Origin of the sequence: Corallococcus sp. AB038B (assembly GCF_003668955.1) — a bacterium.
GTDB lineage: Bacteria > Myxococcota > Myxococcia > Myxococcales > Myxococcaceae > Corallococcus > Corallococcus exiguus.
On the sequence record NZ_RAWO01000361.1, the window covers coordinates 1 to 389 of the forward strand.

General features: G+C 72.5%; 1 pseudogene. It reads right to left on the reverse strand.

Going from position 1 to position 389, the window contains the following annotated elements:
• Positions 1 to 307, reverse strand: a pseudogene (locus D7Y04_RS43575) (hypothetical protein); the annotation flags it as partial.
• Positions 308 to 389 lie beyond the last annotated feature (82 nt).

Below are 389 nucleotides of genomic sequence, written 5' to 3' on the forward strand. Positions count from 1 at the left end.
CCGGGAAGGCGAGCCATGCGCGGTACACGCGTGGCATCAAGTCCTTGGGCCTCGCGCGGCCCTGCTCTTCCAGCTCACTGTCCAGCACGCGCAGCGTCCCGCGCACCCGGGCCGTCTCCACCTTGCGCAGCATGCCCATCACCTCGTCGGCGCCAGGCTGCGTGCTCTTCGCGCCAGCCGCGCCGGCCGGAGCAGCCAGCAGCAGGGACAGCAGCAGCAACACGCGCGGCGGGGAGAGGGACACCATGGAGTCGCGCGGAAGATACCAGACGGCCTCGCGAGAGCGGCCCGCGACGAATGAGCGCATGCCTGCTCCCCGGCCAGCCCCTCGCGGTCATCCCGACCCCAGGCCCGCTCCGGAGCGAACCGGGGGCATACCGAGTCTCGGG